The 18,114-nt window shown below is 59.9% G+C and carries 18 protein-coding genes; 12 read left to right on the top strand and 6 right to left on the bottom strand.

Features of this window, described 5'->3' with window-relative positions; all coding sequences use genetic code 11:
* Nucleotides 1–190: 190 nt before the first annotated feature.
* A complete protein-coding gene (mmuM, locus tag ROR01S_RS24105) occupies nucleotides 191–1,123 on the bottom strand; it encodes a homocysteine S-methyltransferase (protein ID WP_004858411.1) in 933 nt (310 codons plus the stop codon).
* Nucleotides 1,110–2,516 carry an S-methylmethionine permease gene (gene mmuP / locus ROR01S_RS24100; protein ID WP_004858407.1) on the bottom strand — a complete coding sequence of 469 codons (1,407 nt, stop codon included), beginning with the start codon at nucleotides 2,514–2,516 and terminating at the stop codon, nucleotides 1,110–1,112. The genes mmuM and mmuP overlap by 14 nt, the downstream gene beginning before the upstream one ends.
* Nucleotides 2,517–2,739: 223 nt before the next feature.
* Between mmuP and eat the strand changes: the two genes are divergently transcribed.
* From eat to eutC, 3 genes are read left to right on the top strand one after another with little or no spacing between them, the layout of a single operon-like run.
* Entirely contained in the window at nucleotides 2,740–4,119 is a 1,380-nt protein-coding gene (gene eat / locus ROR01S_RS24095; RefSeq protein WP_064359949.1) for an ethanolamine permease, read from the top strand.
* Nucleotides 4,120–4,128: 9 nt separating this feature from the next.
* Nucleotides 4,129–5,517: an ethanolamine ammonia-lyase subunit EutB gene (locus tag ROR01S_RS24090; protein ID WP_004858401.1), complete on the top strand. Its 1,389-nt coding sequence runs from the start codon at nucleotides 4,129–4,131 to the stop codon at nucleotides 5,515–5,517.
* Nucleotides 5,514–6,293, top strand: coding sequence for an ethanolamine ammonia-lyase subunit EutC (eutC, locus tag ROR01S_RS24085; RefSeq protein WP_064359948.1), 780 nt, complete (start codon nucleotides 5,514–5,516; stop codon nucleotides 6,291–6,293). Before ROR01S_RS24090 ends, eutC begins: the two co-directional genes overlap by 4 nt.
* Before the next feature lie 106 nt (nucleotides 6,294–6,399).
* Here the strand turns inward: eutC and ROR01S_RS27355 are convergent, their stop codons facing one another.
* Nucleotides 6,400–6,576, bottom strand: coding sequence for a hypothetical protein (locus ROR01S_RS27355; protein WP_015585065.1), 177 nt, complete (start codon nucleotides 6,574–6,576; stop codon nucleotides 6,400–6,402).
* 250 nt (nucleotides 6,577–6,826) lie between these two features.
* Between ROR01S_RS27355 and ROR01S_RS24080 the strand changes: the two genes are divergently transcribed.
* From ROR01S_RS24080 to phnE (ROR01S_RS24045), 8 genes are all read left to right on the top strand, one after another.
* Nucleotides 6,827–7,636, top strand: coding sequence for an ABC transporter substrate-binding protein (locus ROR01S_RS24080; protein ID WP_004858392.1), 810 nt, complete (start codon nucleotides 6,827–6,829; stop codon nucleotides 7,634–7,636).
* A 1-nt stretch (nucleotide 7,637) separates the two neighbouring features.
* On the top strand, nucleotides 7,638–8,456 hold the full coding sequence (locus tag ROR01S_RS24075) for an amino acid ABC transporter ATP-binding protein (protein WP_064357462.1): 819 nt from the start codon (nucleotides 7,638–7,640) through the stop codon (nucleotides 8,454–8,456).
* A complete protein-coding gene (locus tag ROR01S_RS24070; protein ID WP_004858385.1) occupies nucleotides 8,453–9,205 on the top strand; it encodes an amino acid ABC transporter permease in 753 nt (250 codons plus the stop codon). Before ROR01S_RS24075 ends, ROR01S_RS24070 begins: the two co-directional genes overlap by 4 nt.
* On the top strand, nucleotides 9,195–9,899 hold the full coding sequence (locus ROR01S_RS24065) for an amino acid ABC transporter permease (protein ID WP_004858383.1): 705 nt from the start codon (nucleotides 9,195–9,197) through the stop codon (nucleotides 9,897–9,899). The genes ROR01S_RS24070 and ROR01S_RS24065 overlap by 11 nt, the downstream gene beginning before the upstream one ends.
* Before the next feature lie 172 nt (nucleotides 9,900–10,071).
* Nucleotides 10,072–10,914: a phosphonate ABC transporter ATP-binding protein gene (gene phnC, locus ROR01S_RS24060; protein ID WP_004858380.1), complete on the top strand. Its 843-nt coding sequence runs from the start codon at nucleotides 10,072–10,074 to the stop codon at nucleotides 10,912–10,914.
* Between the two features lie 23 nt (nucleotides 10,915–10,937).
* Nucleotides 10,938–11,879: a phosphonate ABC transporter substrate-binding protein gene (gene phnD, locus ROR01S_RS24055; RefSeq protein WP_004858378.1), complete on the top strand. Its 942-nt coding sequence runs from the start codon at nucleotides 10,938–10,940 to the stop codon at nucleotides 11,877–11,879.
* 67 nt (nucleotides 11,880–11,946) lie between these two features.
* Nucleotides 11,947–12,819 (top strand): phosphonate ABC transporter, permease protein PhnE, encoded by an 873-nt coding sequence (gene phnE, locus ROR01S_RS24050; protein ID WP_004858375.1) that lies wholly within the window; start codon nucleotides 11,947–11,949, stop codon nucleotides 12,817–12,819.
* Nucleotides 12,816–13,697 carry a phosphonate ABC transporter, permease protein PhnE gene (gene phnE, locus ROR01S_RS24045; RefSeq protein ID WP_004858372.1) on the top strand — a complete coding sequence of 294 codons (882 nt, stop codon included), beginning with the start codon at nucleotides 12,816–12,818 and terminating at the stop codon, nucleotides 13,695–13,697. Before phnE (ROR01S_RS24050) ends, phnE (ROR01S_RS24045) begins: the two co-directional genes overlap by 4 nt.
* Before the next feature lie 69 nt (nucleotides 13,698–13,766).
* Here the strand turns inward: phnE (ROR01S_RS24045) and ROR01S_RS24040 are convergent, their stop codons facing one another.
* Nucleotides 13,767–14,429, bottom strand: coding sequence for an HAD family hydrolase (locus tag ROR01S_RS24040; protein WP_004858368.1), 663 nt, complete (start codon nucleotides 14,427–14,429; stop codon nucleotides 13,767–13,769).
* A gap of 178 nt (nucleotides 14,430–14,607) precedes the next feature.
* A complete protein-coding gene (locus ROR01S_RS24035) occupies nucleotides 14,608–15,417 on the bottom strand; it encodes a sulfite exporter TauE/SafE family protein (protein ID WP_064359947.1) in 810 nt (269 codons plus the stop codon).
* Between the two features lie 102 nt (nucleotides 15,418–15,519).
* Here ROR01S_RS24035 and ROR01S_RS24030 point away from each other — a divergent pair, with 102 nt between their 5' ends.
* Complete coding sequence (locus tag ROR01S_RS24030; RefSeq protein ID WP_004858362.1) at nucleotides 15,520–16,302, top strand: AraC family transcriptional regulator; 783 nt, start codon at nucleotides 15,520–15,522, stop codon at nucleotides 16,300–16,302.
* Between the two features lie 24 nt (nucleotides 16,303–16,326).
* Here the strand turns inward: ROR01S_RS24030 and ROR01S_RS24025 are convergent, their stop codons facing one another.
* On the bottom strand, nucleotides 16,327–18,114 hold the full coding sequence (locus ROR01S_RS24025; protein WP_064359946.1) for an aryl-sulfate sulfotransferase: 1,788 nt from the start codon (nucleotides 18,112–18,114) through the stop codon (nucleotides 16,327–16,329).

Raw genomic sequence — 18,114 nt, 5'->3', positions numbered from 1 at the left:
GACGGATGCCGGGTGGCGGCTTACGCCTTACCCGGCCTACGGTTCGGATACCTTGCCGGTCGGGTAAGCAAAGCGCCACCTGCGCATGGGAGTTCGGATACCTTGTAGACCGGGTAAGCGCAGCGCCATCTGCGCATGGGAGTTCGGATACCTTGTAGGCCGGGTAAGCGCAGCGCCACCCGGCGCCCACTCAGCGCTGCGCGTTCAGCTCAGCAATATCCTTCGGCGTCGTCCGGCAACAGCCGCCAATCAGCTTCGCCCCTGCGGCCAGCCATCGAGGTAAATATCCCGCCAGCGTTTCACACGCTTCGCCGTGGTGATGCCAGGTTTTGCTCACCGGGTCATAATGCTCGCCGGAGTTGGGGTAGACCACCAGCGGCAGCGCCGTCAGGCTATGCAGATGCTCCAGCGCCGCGGTGGTCTCTTCCAGCGCAATACAGTTAATGCCCAGCGCCACAATCTGCGGGTAGTTTGCCAGTATGGAAATCACTTCCCGCAGCGGCGTCCCGTCGCTGAGATGCTGCGCATCACGCAGGGTAAACGAGAACCACGCCCGCGCACGAGGATAGGTACTCAACAGCTCAGCCAGCGCCTTAATCTCGGCAAAGCCGGGCATGGTTTCACAGGCCAGCAGATCGGCCCCGGCGTCGAGCAGCGCTTCCACCCGCGGACGGTGGAACGCCTGAAACTCTTCGTGGCTACGGACATAATCGCCACGATACTCCGAACCGTCCGCCAGGAACGCGCCGTACGGCCCGACTGAACCGGCAACCAGCAGCGTGCCCGCCTGCGGGTTCTCCGCCAGATACGCTTCCCGTGCCTTGCGCGCCAGTTCAACGCTTTTACCGATCAGCGCCTTCGACTGCGCTTCATCCAGCCCGCGGGCGGCAAACCCCGCCGGAGTAGCCTGATAGCTGGCGGTAATCGCCACCTGCGCACCGGCGCGAAAGTAATCCAGATGGACTTCGCGGATAAGTTCCGGGTTGTCGACCAGCACTTTCGCCGACCACAGGCTGTCGGCAAGATTGCAGCCGCGCGCTTCCAGCTCCGTCGCCATCGCGCCGTCCAGCAAAATAAAGGGCTGTGCGTCCAGGATGGCGGTTAACGGATTATTCTGCGACATGTTGAGGCTCCTGGGTCAATGCCCGTGAACGAGTCAGGTAGTACGCACCATAACACAGGGCGACGAACGGAATCCCGCACCACAGCGCAATTCTCTGGCTGGGGTCAAAGGCGAGACCAATGCAGGCCACCAGACACAAAATAAAGCCCAGCACCGGCACCAGCGGGTACCACGGGGCGCGATAGTGTAGTTCGCTCAGCGCTTTCCCCTGCTGGAGGTGGCGGCGGCGGAACATAAAGTGCGATGCGCAGATGCTTAGCCAGACCGCCACCACCGCAAAGCCAGAGATAGCCGACAGCGCAACAAAGACCGTATCCGGCGCCACCACGCTGGAAAACAGCGCCAGTACGCCGCCCAGCATACTGACCGACAGGGCGATCAGCGGCACGCCGTTCTTGTTGACTTTGGCAAAACAGGCCGGCAGCGTCTTTTCATTCGCCAGCGACCACAGCATCCGCCCGGAAGCATACAGCCCGGAGTTGGCCGCCGAGAGAATGGCCGTGAGGATCACAAAGTTAAAAATGTCCGCCGCATAGGGGATACCCACCTTCTCGAACACCAGCACAAACGGGCTTTTTTCCACCCCCGCCTGCTGCATCGGGATCAGCGCCGCCAGCACAAAAACGGTGCCGATAAAAAAGATAATCAGCCGCGCGATAGTCGTGCGGATAGCGACCGGGATGACCTGATGCGGGTTTTGCGTCTCGCCGGCGGCAATCCCTATAAGCTCAGTACCGGAGAAGGCGAAATTCACTGCCACCATGGTCATCAGAATCGGCAATCCACCGTGGGGGAACCAGCCTTCGGCGGTGATGTTGTGCAGACCCGGCGCCGGTGAACCATCCTGCATAGGAATAAAGCCAAAAATGGCGGCGCCGCCAAGAATAATAAAGGCAATGATGGTGACGACTTTCACCAGCGAAAACCAGAATTCACCTTCGGCGAAGAAGCGTGTGGAGATGACGTTAAGGCCAAAGATCAGCGCGCAAAACAGGACGCACCAGATCCACACCGGCACCTGCGGAAACCAGTACTGCATGCAAAACCCGGCAGCGGTGAAACTTGAGCCCAGCGCCACCGTCCAGGTCAGCCAGTAGAGCCACGCCACGGTATAACCGGTCGCCGGACCGAGATAGCGTGCGGCATAGACGTGAAAAGCACCGGTTTCCGGCATCGCCACCGACAGCTCGCCCAGACACTGCATCACCAGCCAGACCACCAGCGCGCCGATCAGATAGGCCAGCAGCGTACCCGCCGCGCCGGTCGTGGAGATGATATACCCGGTATTAAAGAATAACCCTGTGCCAATGACGCCACCCAGCGACAGCATAATCAGATGACGCGTCTTCATGGTGCGCTTTAACTGCCCACCTTCTTGTTGTGTTGTTTGCATATTACCTTCTAAACGCATGGACATCTAAACATCCAAAGAGGGTCTGTTATACCCTGACGATGGCTAAAATGCAAAGCGTGCTGCACCATCCCGTCGCGCGATTGCCCCGTCTTTTGCCCCATTTTTGTTCATCTTGTGCCGCCGGGTGAAGCGCAGACGCCAGCCCTGTTCTGGCATCCTCTTTGCAGCGTCCTGCTCATCTTCATCTGGCGAGGCAGCGAATATGACAGGGCACACCACGACATTAAAAAGAACGCTCGGCAGTTTCCGTTTATGGGGGATCGCCGTCGGGCTGGTCATCTCAGGCGAATATTTTGGCTGGAGCTACGGCTGGTCGCAGGCCGGGACCTTGGGTTTTATGATTGTGGCGCTGGCGATTGCCGCCATGTACTGCGCCTTTATCTTTAGCTTTACCGAGCTGACCACCGCCATTCCGCACGCGGGCGGCCCCTTCGCTTACGCCTACCGCGCATTCGGCCCGACCGGCGGTTTTATTGCCGGTTTCGCCACCCTGATTGAGTTTGTCTTTGCCCCGCCGGCGATTGCCATGGCGATCGGCGCCTATCTTAACGTCCAGTTCCCGGCGCTGGACCCTAAATGGGTCGCCTGCGGCGCCTACGTGGTCTTTATGACCCTCAATATTCTCGGCGTCGGTATTGCCGCCACCTTTGAGCTGATCGTCACCCTGCTGGCGATTTTCGAACTGCTGGTGTTTATGGGCGTGGTGGCGCCGGGCTTCTCATGGAGCCACTTTACCGCCAACGGCTGGGCAGGCGCAGAGAGTTTCAGCGGCCTGGCGCTGCCGGGAATGTTTGCCGCGATTCCCTTTGCTATCTGGTTCTTTCTGGCCATTGAAGGCGCATCGATGGCGGCCGAAGAGGCAAAAGATCCGCAGCGTACCATCCCACGCGCGCTGGGCGGCGGGATCCTGACCCTCACCGTGCTGGCCCTTGGCGTGATGGTGTTTGCCGGCGGCGTTGGCGACTGGCGCACCCTGGCCAACATCAACGACCCGCTGCCGCAGGCGATGAAAATGGTGGTCGGCACCAGCAGCGGCTGGCTGCATATGCTGGTGTGGCTGGGTCTGTTCGGTCTGGTGGCTTCGTTTCACGGCATCATCATGGGCTATTCCCGGCAGATCTACTCGCTGGCGCGGGCGGGCTATCTCCCTGCCGGTCTTGCCACTCTCAACCGTCGAGCCCGCACGCCGCATCTGGCAATCCTCGCCGGCGGCGTGGTTGGCGTGGCCGCGATTTTCTCCGACTCGCTGATTACCATCAGCGGGATGCCTCTGACCGCCTGTATCGTCACCATGTCGGTATTTGGCGCTATTGTTATGTATATCACCTCGATGGCGGCGCTGTTTAAGCTGCGCCGCAGCGAGCCAAATTTGATTCGTCCGTTCCGCGCGCCGCTCTACCCGTGGGCACCGGCGTTCGCCCTGGCGATGGCGGTACTCTGTCTGGTGGCGATGGTCTGGTATAACCCGCTGCTGGCGCTGATTTTCGCGGCGATGATGCTGGGAGGCTATCTGTGGTTTCGCAAAACCGCGTCCTCCCGCGAGCGTGCGCCGGCGGATCCACAGCTGCGCATTGTCTCCTGAGGAGGCGGCATGTATAAAACAACGCTATCGGGCCAGGTCTGGCGCTTTGATAGTCTGAAGACGTTAATGGCGAAGGCCTCTCCGGCGCGCTCCGGCGATGCGCTGGCGGGCGTGATCGCCGAAAGCGCCGAAGAGCGAATGGCGGCAAAAATCGCGCTGGCGGAGGTCCCGCTGACCGAGATTCTGGCCAATCCCCCGATCCCATATGAACAGGATGAGGTCACCCGGCTGATTATCGACACCCACGATAGCAGTGGATTCGCCGCTATTCGCCACCTGACGGTCGGGGATTTTCGCGACTGGTTGCTGGATGACGCGACCGATACCGCCACCCTGCAACGGGTCGCGCGGGCGATAACGCCGGAAATGGCGGCGGCAGTCAGCAAACTGATGCGCAATCAGGATCTGATCCTCGCCGCCAGCAAGTGCCAGGTCATTACCCGTTTTCGCAATACGATCGGGCTGCCGGGTCATCTTAGCGTCCGCCTGCAGCCCAATCACCCGACGGATGACATGAAGGGCATCGCCGCCAGCATGCTTGACGGCCTGCTGTACGGCGCGGGCGATGCGGTGATCGGCATTAACCCGGCAAGCGACAGCCTGCCGGTGCTGGCGCAGCTCAACCAGATGCTCGACGATATTATTCAGCGCTTCGCCATCCCCACTCAGTCCTGCATTCTGACCCACGTCACCAACACCCTGCAGCTGATTGAGCGCGGCGCGCCGGTCGATCTGGTGTTCCAGTCGGTGGCGGGAACCGAGGCGGCCAACAGCGGTTTTGGTATTAATCTGGCCTTACTGCAGGAGGCGCGTGAGGCGGCGCTAAGCCTGAATCGCGGCACCCTCGGCAACAACGTGATGTATTTCGAAACCGGCCAGGGAAGCGCCCTCTCCGCCAATGCGCATCACGGCGTCGATCAGCAGACCTGCGAAGCGCGCGCCTATGCCGTTGCCCGCCATTTTGATCCGCTGCTGGTCAATACGGTGGTCGGTTTTATCGGCCCGGAATATCTCTACGACGGTAAGCAGATCATCCGCGCCGGTCTGGAGGATCACTTCTGCGGCAAGCTGATGGGGCTGCCGATCGGCTGCGACGTCTGCTATACCAACCACGCCGAAGCGGATCAGGATGATATGGATACTCTGCTGACCCTGCTGTGTACCGCCGGGCTGACGTTCTTAATCGGTGTGCCGGGCGCGGACGATATTATGCTCAACTATCAGAGCACCTCCTTTCACGATGCGCTGTACGCTCGTCGCTTACTCGGCCTGAAACACGCCCCGGAGTTTGCCGCCTGGCTGACGAAAATGCGCATTATCGACCCGGATGGCACCCTGCGTCTGACCGATGCCCGCCATCCGCTGCTGTCCGTCCTGCCGCAAGGAGAACCGGTATGAATCCCCCCGACGCCTGGAACCCGCTGCGTGAATTTACCGATGCGCGCATTGCGCTGGGGCGCAGCGGCGCCAGCCTGCCCACGCGCGAAGTGCTCAATTTTGGTCTGGCTCATGCCAGAGCCCGGGACGCTATTCGCCGGCCGTTTGACAGCGAACAGCTGGCACCGGGGCTGGCGGAAATGGGGCTCTCCTCGCTCACGGTACGCAGCGCCGCCGGCGATCGGCATATTTACCTTAACCGTCCGGATCTCGGGCGCCGACTGGATGAGGCCAGCCGCGCCGATCTCGCCGCCAGCGGCGTGCGCCCGGCGGATCTGCTGCTGGTAATTGGCGACGGGCTCTCCTCGTATGCCGTGCATCGTCAGGCTCTGCCGCTGATCCGCGCGCTGCTGCCCTATCTACACACGCTGGGCATAAGCCTTGCGCCGGTCGTGCTTGCTCATCAGTCCCGGGTGGCGCTGGGGGATGATATTGGCGAAACGCTGAAGGCCAGGGCGGTGGCGATATTAATCGGCGAGCGGCCGGGGCTCTCTTCGCCGGATAGCCTTGGCGTCTATCTCACCTGGCAACCGCATCGTCAACGGCTGGAGTCGGAGCGTAACTGTATTTCGAATATTCGCCCGGAGGGGCTGAGCTATGATGCCGCCGCCTTTAAGCTGGCGTGGCTGCTGGAGCAGGCTTTTTTACGTCGTTTGACCGGCGTGCGTCTTAAGGATGAGAGCGATAACCCGGCGCTGCATGGCAAGGTAAGGCCGCTGGGGATGGCACAGATTTAAAGCCGCTGGAGGCTGCGGCATGGCATCCCGCTCGCCGCAACCTCCAGCAGCCTCGCGCTACACAAAGCACACCTCGTTCCAGTAGGCTTCACGCGTCCAGCGTCGCTCAGTATGTCTTATCATGACGGAACCACCGTGTTTCAACATTGCCGATATCCACGCCGTAAAGGCTGGCGACCGGCAATATTGCCTCCATCATTCGTTGGGTATCCTGCTGCCCGGCTTCACCGTTAGATAAAAAAGCCAGCCAGCGCGTTAATCGTTGCCATAGAGCTACTTTCATTTTTCCTCCGTCGGGAAGCGATTTGCCTGACCGTATTTCAACCACAGATGACCCGAGCCTGGAAATATCAATTCCGGGTTTTCAATCCCGGAAGACGCATATCGTCCCGCCGGTCACATCGGCAAATACCCATGCGCTCTCTAAGTTCTTTTTTGCTATAGATAAGAACTTTTTCTTCTTTGCCGGAGACGGTCGGTTTGTGGGAGCGTGATAAGCACAAAACAAAAACAGGGATTCAGGGGAAATAATCATGCGCATTGCAAAAACGAAAATCGCGCTGGCGCTGGGTGTTCTGGCGCTGACCGCACAGGTTCAGGCAGACCAGCTGGCGGATATTAAAGCCGCCGGCGTGGTGAAAGTCGCCACCTTCGACGCCAACCCGCCGTTTGGCTCGGTCGACCCCAAAACTCACCAGCTGGTGGGCTATGACGTCGATTTCGCCCAGGCGTTGGCAAAATCGCTTGGGGTAAAACTGGAGCTGGTCGCCACCAACCCGGCCAACCGGATCCCGCTGCTGCAATCCGGGAAGGCCGACCTGATCGTCGCCGACATTACCATCACGCCGGAACGTGCGCAGGTCATTGATTTTTCGACCCCGTATTTTGTTACCGGCCAGCAGTTCCTCGTGCCGGTCAAATCTGCCGATCGGCTCGACAGCTATAGCAAAGCACGGATCGGCGCGGTTAAAGGCACCACCGGCGAACAGGCGCTGCATCAGCGTTTCCCGCAGTCTCGCGTGCTCTCCTATGACGATATTCCGCTGGCGCTGACCGCCCTGCGTAACGGCAACGTCCAGGCCATCACCCAGGACAGCACCATTCTCGCTGGCCTGCTGGCAGAGGCGCCGGACAAAGCTAACTTTAAAATCATCCCCGATTTGCTGAGCAAAGAGGAGATCGGCGTTGGCGTCAAGAAAGGCGAACCGGCGCTGCTGAAAGCGGTCAACGACGAGCTGGTCAATCTGGAAAAATCGGGCCAGGCCGCCAAAATCTATGATGTCTGGTTTGGCCCTGCCACCAAAACTCCACAGCCGCGTGCGTTTACCATAGAAGCTAAATAATATGTTATCGGGTCTGTTTTCACGCTCCGCGGCTTCGTCCGCGGATTTTTCGCATTTGCAGCGCGCCAGTATTGAATTTCGCCAGGCGGCAAAACGCTACGGCGACCATCAGGTACTCAACGGCATCAATCTGCAGGTAGAACCCGGGGAAGTAGTCGCGATCCTCGGGCCATCAGGATCTGGAAAATCAACGTTGATCCGTCTGATCAATCAGCTCGAATCCCTCAGCGGAGGCGAGATTCTGATCGACGGAAAACCCACTCGCCACCTCACCGACAGCGCGCTGCGTCAGCTACGCAGCCGCGTGGGCTTTGTTTTCCAGCAGTTCAACCTCTATGCCCATCTGACGGCGCAGGAAAATATCACCCTGGCGCTGGAGCGCGTGCACGGCTGGGAAAAAGCCGCCGCGCGCGAACGCGCGCTGGCGCTGCTGCAACAGGTCGGGCTGGAGGATAAAGCCCGCCAGATGCCGGCCCAGCTCTCCGGCGGCCAGCAGCAGCGCGTGGCCATTGCCCGCGCCCTCGCCTCGTCGCCGCAAATTATTCTTTTCGATGAGCCCACCTCGGCGCTCGATCCGGAAATGATCGGCGAAGTGTTGCTGGTCATGAAGAAGCTGGCGCACAGCGGCATTACCATGGTGGTCGTGACGCATGAGATGCAGTTTGCTCGCGAAATTGCCGACCGGGTGGTGTTTATCGACGGCGGCGATATTCTCGAAGTGGCGCCGCCGGCGGACTTTTTCGCCCGGCCACAGCACGCCCGCACGCGGCGTTTTCTGCAAAAGGTGCTCAATCCGCTGCACCAGGAGAGTCTCGAGTGAACCCGGTTCTCGACTGGCACGGCGTGCTGAGCGGGCAGCCGCTGCAGTGGATCATCTCCGGCTTTCTGACCACCGTGTGGGTCAGCCTCGCCGGGATGATCCTGGCTACCGTCCTGGCGGTACTGCTGCTGGCGCTGCGCTTAGGCGGCGGCCGCGCCGGACGCGGCCTGGTAGCCTGCTGGGTCTCGCTGTTTCGCAATACGCCGCTGCTGGTACAGCTGCTGTTCTGGTATTTCGCTGCCTGGAACCTGCTGCCGCTGACGGCGCGGGATTTCATCAATGCCGACCACGCCTGGTCCATTCTGCCGGGTAACGTCTGGTGGCTGACCCCGGAGTTTCTCTGCTCGATGTGGGGGCTGGGAGTATTCACCTCGGCATTTCTGGTGGAAGAGATCGCCTCCGGGCTGCGTGCCGTCAGTCACGGTCAGCGGGAAGCCGCTCTTGCGCAAGGTTTTACACCGTGGGGCGAACTGCGTCATATTCTGCTGCCGCAGGGACTGGCGAACGCCTGGCAACCGATTATCGGCCAGTATCTGAACCTGATGAAGCTCTCGTCGCTGGCCAGCGGCATCGGCTTTGCCGAACTGACCTATCAGGTGCGGCAAATCGAAAGCTATAACGCCCATGCGCTGGAGGCCTTCGCCGTCGGCACGGCGCTGTATCTGGTGCTTGGGGTGGTGATGGGGATGGCGCTGGCGCGTCTGGGTCCGGGCGCCACGCAGCACAGGAGCGCACAGCATGAACGCTAATCTGGCGGTCATCGCCGATAACCTCGATTACCTGCTGTGGGGACGGCTGGCGGACGGCATTCCCGGCGGCGTGGCGCTGACGCTGATGATGGCGATCGGCGCCGCGGCGCTGGCGCTTCCTCTCGGCATTCTGCTGGCAGGCGCCGCCTGGCGCTATGGCGGGCTGGTGCGCCGACTACTGTTCCTGTGGGCCGAGCTGATTCGCGGCATTCCGCTTATTTTCGTCATTTTTTGGCTCTGGTATCTGCTGCCGATGCTGACCGGGAGCGACCTGCCGGGGGCGGTAACGGTCACCCTGGCGCTGGCGTGGTTTACCGCCGCCTCGGTGATGCATTCGGTGCTGGCGGGGCTGCAGTCATTGTCCGCCGGACAGTTTGAAGCGGCACGAACCCAGGGATTTTCTGCCGGACAAGCGCTGCGTTTAATCCTGCTGCCGCAGGCGCTGCGCAATGTTCAGCCTTCACTGGTGGGGATTTTTATCAACCTGCTGAAAGACACGTCGCTGGCGTTTATTGTTAACGTGCCGGAACTCACCACCGTTGCCGGCCAGGTCAATAACCGGGTGCAGATCTACCCGCTGGCGATTTTTGTCTTCACCGGTGCGGTCTATTACCTGCTGTGCTGCGGCCTGAGCCTGCTGGCTAACCGTCGTTATATCCGGCGCAACGGCGACAGGCGTTACGCCCGCGGATAAGACACGGCGGCGCATTCGTGCGCCGCCGGTCTGGCTTCTCTCCCGGGCAGATAGCGCAACATCGCTCGCGCAATAACCGCACCGTTCACTGTTTTTTCGTCTTACCGTCATATAACGATCACATAAAACGCCATTAATAGTGCCCAGTTTAATGATGAATCTGGACGCTCTTATGAATAGTTCTCTTGCCGCGGTAACCGACACCGATTATCCGCATTTTGGTCAGCCGAATACCGCCCGGCAGCGGAAAGTCTTAAGCGTGCGCAACCTGAATAAGTCTTACAGCGCGCAGCAACCCGTACTCGATAACATCAGTTTTGATCTGCATGCCGGCGAACTGGTGGGCGTGATCGGCCGCTCTGGTGCCGGTAAGTCGACCCTGCTGCATGTGCTGAACGGCACCCACAGCGCCACCGGCGGTGAAATCCTCAGCTACCCGGAAGTGGGCATGCCGCACGATGTGGCGAAGCTAAAAGGCCGCGCGCTGAACGCCTGGCGCAGCGAGTGCGGCATGATTTTCCAGGACTTCTGCCTGGTGCCGCGTCTTGACGTGTTAACCAACGTGCTGCTGGGTCGGCTGAGCCAGACTTCAACGCTGAAATCCCTGTTTAAAATCTTCCCTGATGCCGACCGGGCGCGGGCCATCTCCCTGCTCGAATGGATGAACATGCTGCCGCATGCGCTGCAGCGGGCGGAAAACCTCTCCGGCGGGCAGATGCAGCGCGTGGCGATTTGTCGCGCGCTAATGCAGAACCCCGGTATTTTGCTGGCCGATGAGCCGGTTGCCTCTCTCGATCCGAAAAACACACAGCGCATCATGAACGTACTGCGCGAAATCAGCGAACAGGGCATCAGCGTGATGGTGAACCTGCACTCGGTGGAACTGGTGAAAGAGTATTGCACGCGGGTTATTGGCGTAGCGAAGGGCAACATTATTTTTGACGACCATCCCTTACTGCTGACTCAGGATATTCTGCATCAGCTGTACGGGGATGAAATTAGCCAATTGCATTAATTTCCACTCACACGGACAAGATAATGAAACAATACATCACTGGTGCAGTTCGTATATCCGCCGCGGTCGCGGGAATGATGATGGCATGGCAGGCAGGTGCTGCGGAGCAGCCGAAAGAGTTAAACCTGGGGATCCTGGGGGGCCAGAACGCCACCCAGCAAATTGGTGATAACCAGTGTGTAAAACAGTTTCTCGACAAAGAGCTGAACGTCGATACCAAATTACGCAACTCCTCTGACTATTCCGGCGTTATTCAGGGTCTGCTGGGCGGTAAAGTCGACGTGGTGCTCAGTATGTCGCCTTCCTCTTACGCCTCGGTTTATATCAATAACCCGAAAGCGGTGGATATTGTCGGTATCGCCGTGGATGATAAAGATCAGTCCCGCGGCTACCACTCGGTGGTCGTTGTCAAAGCCGACAGCCCGTATAAATCGTTAGACGATCTGAAAGGCAAAGCCTTCGGCTTCGCCGATCCGGACTCCACTTCCGGCTATTTGATCCCGAACCATGCCTTCAAACAGAAATTCGGCGGTACTTCGGATAACAAATACAACAACTTCTTCTCCAGCGTAACCTTCTCCGGCGGCCACGAGCAGGACATCCTGGGCGTGCTGAACGGCCAGTTCGCGGGTGCGGTCACCTGGACGTCGATGGTCGGCGACTACAACAGCGGCTATAGCGTCGGTGCCTTCAACCGCCTGATTCGTATGGATCACCCGGATCTGATGAAGCAGATCCGTATCATCTGGCAATCGCCGCTGATCCCCAACGGACCGATCCTGGTCAGCAACGCGCTGCCGGCTGACTTTAAAGCCAAAGTCATCAGCGCGATCAAAAAGCTGGATACCGAGGACCACGCCTGCTTTGTGAAAGCCATGGGCGGTACTCAGCATATCGGCCCGGGTAGCGTGGCTGACTTCCAGCAGATTATCGATATGAAACGCGAGCTGGTAAGCGCCCGTTAATCCCGCCCCAACGCCGCCTCCGCGTAGGCCCGCGTGAGGCGGCGGCATACTGAAGACCCATCGACGTATGAATATACCGAATACCGAATTTGAACGTTATTACCAGCAGGTACGCGCGCGACAAAAGCGCGATACCTTTAGCTGGTCGCTGCTCCTGCTGGTGCTTTATTTCGCCGCCGGCAGCGCCGCTGAATTTAATCTCTTCACCATCTGGCGCTCGCTGCCGAATTTTCTCGATTACATGTTTGAGACGCTGCCGACGCTGCACGTCAGCGCTCTGTTCGCCGATGTCCACACCAAAGGCTCGCTGGCCTACTGGGGCTATCGTCTGCCGATTCAGCTACCGCTGATCTGGGAAACATTACAGCTGGCGCTGGCTTCCACTCTGATTGCGGTGGTCATTGCCACTCTGCTGGCGTTCCTCGCCGCCAATAACGCCTGGTCACCGCCGCCGCTGCGTTTTGCTATCCGCGTTGTGGTGGCATTTTTACGCACCATGCCGGAGCTGGCGTGGGCGGTGATTTTCGTGATGGCCTTCGGCATCGGCGCCATTCCCGGATTTCTGGCCCTGATGCTGCACACCATCGGCAGCCTGACCAAGCTGTTTTACGAAGCGGTGGAAAGCGCACAGGACAAACCGGTACGCGGCCTGATGGCCTGCGGGGCTTCACCGATCCAGCGCATTCGCTTCGCGCTGTGGCCGCAGGTCAAACCGATTTTTCTCTCCTACGGCTTTATGCGTCTGGAGATTAACTTTCGCTCGTCAACCATTCTTGGGCTGGTGGGCGCCGGCGGGATCGGTCAGGAGCTGATGACCAACATCAAGCTGGATCGTTACGATCAGGTCAGCATCACGCTGCTGCTGATCATCATCGTGGTGTCGCTGCTGGATATGCTGTCCGGCCGCCTGCGGCAGTGGGTTCTTGAGGGCAAAAAATGAGTCAATGGCAAAGCCAACCGGATGTCGCCGCCAGCCGTCGGCAGCATCGTCAACTGTATCAAGCCCAGGGGCGCTATTTGCGTTTCGTCGCTCTGCTGACGCTGGCAAGCTTACTTTACTACGTCTGGTTTTTTACCCAGTTTGGCATCAGCGGCGAGCAGCTCACCACCGGTCTGCAGCAAATTAGCCGCTATCTGCTGCGGATGTTTGTCTGGCACGACTTTTTCAACTGGCCGTTTGCCTACTACTTCACGCAAATCGGCATCACTCTGGCGATTGTCTTCGTCGGGACCCTGACCGCAACGGTGATTGCGCTGCTGCTCTCTTTCCTCGCGGCACGTAACATTATGCGCGGGTTGATTCCCGGATTTATCGCCCTGCTGATGCGCCGCCTGTTTGACGTGCTGCGCGGTATTGATATGGCTATCTGGGGGCTGATTTTTGTCCGCGCCGTGGGCCTTGGGCCGCTGGCCGGGGTGCTGGCAATTATTATGCAGGATACCGGACTGCTCGGGCGGCTGTATGCGGAAGGACATGAGGCGGTTGACCGCTCACCGGGGCGCGGACTAACCGCCGTGGGCGCAAACGGCTTGCAGAAGCATCGCTTTGGCATTTTTACCCAGTCTTTCCCGACATTTCTGGCGCTGAGCCTGTATCAGATTGAGTCGAATACCCGCTCCGCCGCGGTGTTAGGCTTCGTCGGCGCCGGCGGTATCGGCCTGATTTATGCGGAAAACATGCGGCTGTGGAACTGGGACGTGGTGATGTTTATCACCCTGCTGCTGGTCGTCGTGGTCATGGCGATGGACACGCTCTCGGCGTGGCTACGCCGCCGCTATATTGGCGGCAACGTGGTGCCCTTGTTCAAAGCGGAGTAACCTGCCTCCCCGGCTACCGGGGCAGCAGAGCCGGCAGGGATGATGCCGGGGGCCCGGTAAAAATCGGGCTCAAAGGCTCCACGCCAGCACCGGCCAGTTGTAGCTGGCATTCACCGCCGTCAGCTGCGGACACGGGTTAACCAGTCGGACATGGTCTGCATGCAGACACAGCGGCAGGTCATTGATCGAATCGGTATAGAAGGTCACCTCGCCGCTCTCGTGCGGCCAGGTTTTCTGCCATGCCGCCAGCCGCACCACTTTTCCCTGCTGGTAGCTTGGCGTACCGGCAATCACTCCGCTATAGCCGCCGTCGGCCATCTCCACGTCGATACCTAACGCCTGCTCAATCCCCAACGCCGAGGCCACCGCCTGCACCAACAGGCTAACCGAGGCCGAAATCACCAGCATCTGTTCGCCCTGCGCACGCAGGGTTTGCAGCAGATCCCACGCCTGCGGATAGACGCGCGGCATAATATCCTGCTGCACGCAGCGAGCCACCAGCGCATCGACCTCCGCCTTCGGCACGCCAATGAGCGGCGCCTGGATTAAGGCGACGTAGTCGGCGATATTCATTTCACCGCGATCGTAATCGTCCATCAGCATCGCCTCCCGCGCCAGATACGCCGGATCGCTCACCCACCCTTCCCGCACCAGGAACCGGCTCCATACCGTGCTGCTGTCGCCCTTAATCAAGGTATTATCCAGATCGAAAATCGTCAGATTTTTGGACATTGTTCATTTTCCCTAATCAGCAAAATTGGCTCGCCAGAGCATGCTTAACGAAGATGACAGGAGAATGACTCGCCTGCGCACCGGACAAAGGGTAGCAAAAAGAGAGGAAAAACGGGTCAGATTAGCGGATCGGTGGCGATATGCCGCGAACCATGACGACATAAATGTCGCCCAACGACTATCCCTGAAGGCTCATCACCAGCAGTACCGCTATCAGCAACAGCGGGTAAATCCGCGCGTGCCAGCGATCCGGCAGACGTGTCAGCCAACGGGCGGCTAAACGCAGTCCCAGCCAGCTGCCGGCGACCAGCAATGCCGCGGCCGACAGCCAGATATGCCCCAAAAATCCTGCCGGCAGCCCTGTGGGCGATACGCCGGTCATCGCCACCCACGTGGCGGTAGCGCTCGCCGACAGCGGCAGCGTCAGCACATTGGCCGTTGCCGCCGCTTCCGGCATCGTCGCGCCACGACGACGCATCAACGGAACGGTCATGACGCTGCCACCGACGCCAAGAAACGACGCAATCAGGCCAATTACGCCTCCCGTCGTCAGCTCGCGCACGGCAACCGGCGCAGAACGTCGGACGCCAGGGGCCATAAAACCCGGACGAAAATAGCAGTCGAGAATGGTCACCAGCAGATAGCTGACGAACAGCCAGCGAATCCACCGCCCGTTCGCCGAGAGCGCCAGCAACGCCCCGGCGATCCCCCCGAGGGCAATGCCCACGAACATCATCCGCAGAGGACGCCAGCACAGCGTTCCACTGCGAAGATGACGCCAGGTTGCCAGCAGCGCCGCGCAGAGCATCACCAGCGCAGAGGTGGCCACCGCAATATGCATCGCCTGCCCGCCGACATCGCTCTGCGCGCCCCACGCCGCGGTCACCAGAAGAGAGATCAGCGGCACGGTGACAAAACCGCCGCCAAAACCAAACAGCCAGGTCGTGACGCCACACGCTACACCGCAGATAAAAAGCCAGCACATCATTCGATTCTCCTCCATTCAGAGTCATCACGATATAGAATAACGACATGGCTGACTTACGATTAAAAGCCATCATCTTACGATTTTCAGCCAGAAGGATGCGTCATGCGCAATATTGCGGTGAACGATGTCGATGACCTCCCGCGCCGGGTGCTGGCGCTGGGTAGCGATTACCCGGCCAATACGCAGCTGGCGCGCCACAGCCATCGCCGGGCGCAGTTTCTCTATGCCATGAACGGGATGATGAAGGTGGAAACGGATGACGGGCAGTGGCTGGTTCCGCCCTACAGCGGCGTGTGGATCCCGGCTACCCGCCCGCACCGGGTGCTGATGCCGGGAGTCAGCACCCACAGCCTGTACATCGAACCGGATGCGGCGCCGCGTGCCGGAGAACGCTGCGAGGTGCTGCAGGTCTCTCCCCTGTTGCATCAGCTGCTGCTGAGCGCCTGCCAGCTACCGCTGCTTTACCACGAAGACGGACACGATGGCGCGTTAATCGAACTGGTTTTGCATGAGTTGAAGGCCGCCACTCCGCTGCCGATGTTTACCCCCCTGCCGCAGAGCGCGCCGCTGGTTGCGCTGTGCAGCGACTTTCTGCGCCAGCCGGATATTCACAGCACCCCGGAACAGTGGGCCGCCAGGCTGAATAAAAGCGCCCGGACTTTTCATCGCCTGTTTCGCCAGCAGACCGGCATGGCATTTCGCGACTGGCGCCAGCAGGCCTGCCTGATGTACGCCCTGACGGCGCTGCGAGAAGGCAGAACGATCACCGACGTGGCGCTCAGCCTGGGATATGAACACCCGGCGGCCTTTACCAGCATGTTTCGTAAAACGATTGGCCAGGCGCCCACCGCGTTTGTCCGCCAGATGAACGGCGGCCCGGTCTGACGCCGCCGCCCTTTCCAGTCGGCGTTACCGCACCGCGCTCTGCAGCCAGTCCAGCAGGCTCGCCACGGAGAGATCCGCCGGGGCCCGCGCCGTCGGTTGACCCGATTTCACCATCAGCAGCGCAGGTAAACCACGAACCCCCAGCGCTGTCGCCAGTTCCTGATGGCGATCGGCATCCAGATAGCGTGTCTCCAGCGCCGCCAGGTGGCTTGCGAGGTTCGCATGACCCAGCAGCTGCCACAGCTTACGGCAGTGGACGCAGCGTTCGGCGCCGACGAACAACAGCAGCGCAGACGCACTATGCAGCTCGCTTTCCGCGCTCAGCGGTGTGAACCGGCTCTCCGCGACGCGGAACAGTTTCGGGCTGCGACGCAGGGTATCGTTATCGGTCGCCACACACAGCGCATCGGCGCTTTTACTGTAGGGCTGCACGCCGGCGACGCGCACCACGCTCTGCGCCGGACCTGCCGCCGCTGCACCGGGCTGGCGTAAAGTCCGCACGTCAACCGCCGCAATCGGGACTTCGGACGGTTGCGCCAGCTGCGGGATCCAGGCATACGGAATACGGTAGGCGCGGTAAACCATATTGTTATTCAACGTCTTGCCCCAGAATGGCGAAATATATTCCCAGACAATTTCATGGTCGCGGGTCACTTCAAAAATGCGGCCGTTGGAACCTTCGTTGATGAGGGTATTGCCGTTTTCCAGGCGCTGCATATTGCTGATATACGGGCTATAGAACCGATACGAGTCGGTTGGCTGCGGGAGATCCGCCTCATACGGCGAGTAGCGCCATTCGATATCGAGCGTCACCGGGTTGATCTCAAGGATCCGCGAATAGTCGCGCCAGGCATTTTTCACCCCGTCCGCCGACGCCGGATTGGGGGCGCCGTACCCGGCCCAGCCGCCGTTATCGAAGATCAGAATATTGCCCGCCCCCGGCAGTCCCTGGGGGATCATATGCGCATGGTGCTGGCCGATAATCCAGCTGATGTGCTTCAGCTCCGGTTTGCTGTAGTCCGGGCCGAGCTGCCAGACGATCTTGCCGCTCTGTTTATCGATAATGGCGATAATGTTGGATTCGCGCGCGTCCCAGATAATGTTGTCAGGATGGAAACGCGCGTCGCCGGCGTCATACCATTTGTTCGGTCCCAGCGTCGACATGGAGTTGATGTGCATCCAGTCCCCCATCCCGCCGCCGCTGGCGCGCATATTGGGGTTATTACGCAGCGCCGCACGCGCCGCGTCGTCAAAACCCAGCTCGTGGAAATGATCGCTGCAGCGCCATTCCCACACCACATTGCCCTGCCAGTCGACCTCAATGATGGTGTCATCGAGCAGCAGCTTGTCGGAAATCTCTTCGTTCACCAGGTTGGTGTGGGCCAGAATCAAGGTGTTGCCGCCGTCAACCTGCGGCTCCAGCCCCGGAGCGTAATAGCCCACCGGATTCCCGGCGCGCTGATAATCATGGTGCGCGCGCGCCATCCAGCGCGGTGTCTGACCCGGGTCGCTCACCTGCTCATAGCGGTCAAATTTCCAGGTGATATTGCCTTCCCAGTCCACCTGAATCAGGTCGAGCATATCCTGCATACCGTAACGGGGATCGCGTTCGCCGCTGTGGCCCAGAATCGTCCCGCCGGGCAGGATCTTATTCGGAAAGCCGTGCAGCTCGGGCCATTCACGGACCACGTTGCCATTCATATCGACCAGAATCGCCCCGCGTTCGGTGGCCTGAAAAACGGTATAGCCGCTCCATGCGCGCTGCGGATCGTAAAGCGTGGCGCCGGTCGGGTAGACGGAAGGATGTCCCAT

The organism is Klebsiella ornithinolytica NBRC 105727 = ATCC 31898 (assembly GCF_001598295.1).
GTDB classification, from domain to species: Bacteria; Pseudomonadota; Gammaproteobacteria; order Enterobacterales; family Enterobacteriaceae; genus Klebsiella; species Klebsiella ornithinolytica.
The sequence above is the reverse complement of the archived record's forward strand: the minus strand, read 5'-3'. Positions and strand labels throughout refer to the sequence as shown.